The sequence below is a fragment of the Sphingobacterium shayense genome (genome assembly GCF_013179575.1).
GTDB classification, from domain to species: domain Bacteria; phylum Bacteroidota; class Bacteroidia; order Sphingobacteriales; family Sphingobacteriaceae; genus Sphingobacterium; species Sphingobacterium shayense.
This window is the reverse complement of sequence record NZ_JABMCQ010000288.1, coordinates 1-2,461: the sequence shown is the minus strand read 5'-3', so window position 1 is coordinate 2,461 and position 2,461 is coordinate 1. Positions and strand designations below refer to the sequence as shown.

Genomic DNA, 2,461 nt, shown 5'->3' with positions numbered 1-2,461 from the left:
AATGTAAAGGAGAAATAAAAAAATTGTTAATGATTTTGCGTGTTACTACGTCTTAAAATGGCTCCATAACTACGTTTATGTCCTCGCACATATTTTGCAATAAATTATTATTCAGACGGATGTTATCCGTCTTTTGTATTACTTAAACTCAAAAAGGGATAGGAACTTCCCACCGATAGGACGGCAGAAATTGCTACTAGAGATGTGGTTACTTTCCCCGTTTAAGTTAATTTATTCCCGTAAATGATAGGCTTTGGGCTGAACAAAAGCTCTGATTCCTTGGGATGATAGTGTCGCTCCCAGTCCTGAGTTCTTTCTGCCGGACCAAGGTACATTTGGACTGACTCTATCGCAACAGTTCCAATAAACCGTTCCTGTATCCATCTCTTTTAATATCGCCATAGCTCTATTCTGACTAGCGGAAAAAACCGCGGCGGTCAAACCATAGCCCGTATCCTGCATGAGGTATTTGGCGTGTTCATCGGAAAACACCTTTTGTATACCTATAAGGGGCCCAAATGTTTCGTCTTTCATGAGCAGCATATCATGATTGCAGTCCACAAGGACAGTAGGTTGGTGGAAATATCCCGGACCATTTATTAAATTTCCTCCCAAACGTAATGACGCCCCCTTTTCTATCGCATCTTTGATCTGCTCTTGAAGAACATCCAGTTGAGCCTTTCTTGTAAGAGGACCAATAAATGTATCGGGGTTCATGGGGTCACCAATAGGATAAGATGCCACCTCATCGATAAAGGCCTCGACAAACTGATCGTATATTTTCTCAGCGACGTATATACGTTCAACCGCACAACAACTTTGTCCATTATTATAAAACGCTCCTTCTGCGGCGGAAATCGCAGCCTTTTTTACATCTACCACATCATCCGCGACATAAAGAGGATCCTTCCCCCCGAGTTCCAACTGCAAAGGAACTAATTTATGAGCCACCGATTTTGCAATATGAACACCCGTTGCGTAGGATCCCGTAAAAAAATAGCCGTCTAAAGAAAGATCTAAAAGCAGCTGTCCGGTCTGATAATCGCCAACAACGCACTTAAATACGTTTGCGGGTACACCCGCAAGACGAAGGTATTCCTGGAATTCCATGCCGATAAGAGAGGCGAACTCTGAGGGTTTGTAAACAACGGCATTGCCGGCAACTAAGGCGTATAGAAACACATTAAAGCCTACATTAAAGGGAAAATTCCACGCCGATATATTTGCTATCACCCCCAATGGTTCATAGGTGATCAGCTCTCGAGTTGTACCCTCTAATGTAATTTCTTCCCTGGAAAGCCACCGTTCAGCATTTGCGCGCAGGTGTTCAATCCGGTTCTGTGCCCCCACGATTTCATTCAGAGACTGTGCAACAGGCTTTCCCGTTTCCTTGGTTAGGATCTCGGCGAGTTTTTGTTTGTTGCTCAGTATCAATTCACCAAATTTAACGATACATGCCATCCTTTCTGGCAGGGGACGTTCAGCCCATAATCTTTGACCCTTACGCAAATCAGCGACGGTTTCTTGCAGCTCCAAAAGCCCTGCCTCCGGCAGGCTTGCCAGCACAACACCCGTGGCGGGATTTTTAATTTCCATTTCTGTTCTGTTTTGCATAATTGTAAAAAACGTTAAAGATCAATTCTTCATCCAGGAGCTTTCCCATCTGTGTATGGGAAAACTCGGGATGCCATTGTACGCCCATTACTTTACCCTCAGGCTCCTTGTTATAACCAAATGCCTCAATAAAGCCATCCTCTGACCGGGCATAGACGTCAAGATTTTTCCCTAGATCTTTGATCCCTTGATGATGCACCGTATTAACTAATGGTTGTCTTAGATTACCATATAGCCGTTCTAGCAGCGTTCCAGATACCAACTGTATCGGATGGTTTATTTTATCATACTGTTCTGCCGATCGGTGAACTTCTGAACCGGGGACTTGGGAAGGAATATCTTGATAGAGCGACCCTCCAAAATAAACGTTCATCAGTTGGAAACCTCGGCAGATACCTAAGACTGGTTTGGACGTCCTTATCGCGTAATCTAATATCTTCAGTTCATATTCATCCCTGTAGCTATCGCCTCTCCAGTCTCCTATCGGCTGCTCGCCGTAGCTCTCCGGAGAGATGTCGGTGCCACCTTGAAGCACAATACCATCCAGTTGATCTAGGATGTTACCCAACGCAGAATCGTCGACGTCGGGGATCAACACCGGCAATACATCTGTTCTACATATCCACCTCATCATATCCCTTTCTACATATTGTAGACTTTTTTGACTGAACACTGTTCTCGCATTATCTGGATACAGGAAACAGGAACTTATTCCGATTGTGATCATAATTAACTAAAAAGCACTTTGATAAATAGCATGAAAATCTTCTTTGGAAACAGGCTTGGGATTTGACGGATGGCAGAAATCAGCATAGGCAAGTTCTGACAATGGGGCTAAATGTTCCCT

The 2,461-nt window shown here is 43.8% G+C and carries 2 protein-coding genes; both read right to left on the bottom strand.

The window, feature by feature from the left end:
- Positions 1-231 precede the first annotated feature (231 nt).
- Positions 232-1,596, bottom strand: a complete 1,365-nt coding sequence (locus tag HP439_RS18755; RefSeq protein ID WP_172391853.1) for an aldehyde dehydrogenase family protein — start codon at positions 1,594-1,596, stop codon at positions 232-234.
- The gene (locus HP439_RS18750) at positions 1,586-2,341 is read right to left on the bottom strand and encodes a gamma-glutamyl-gamma-aminobutyrate hydrolase family protein (RefSeq protein WP_172391852.1); all 756 of its coding nucleotides are present in this window, start codon (positions 2,339-2,341) and stop codon (positions 1,586-1,588) included. The genes HP439_RS18755 and HP439_RS18750 overlap by 11 nt, the downstream gene beginning before the upstream one ends.
- Positions 2,342-2,461 lie beyond the last annotated feature (120 nt).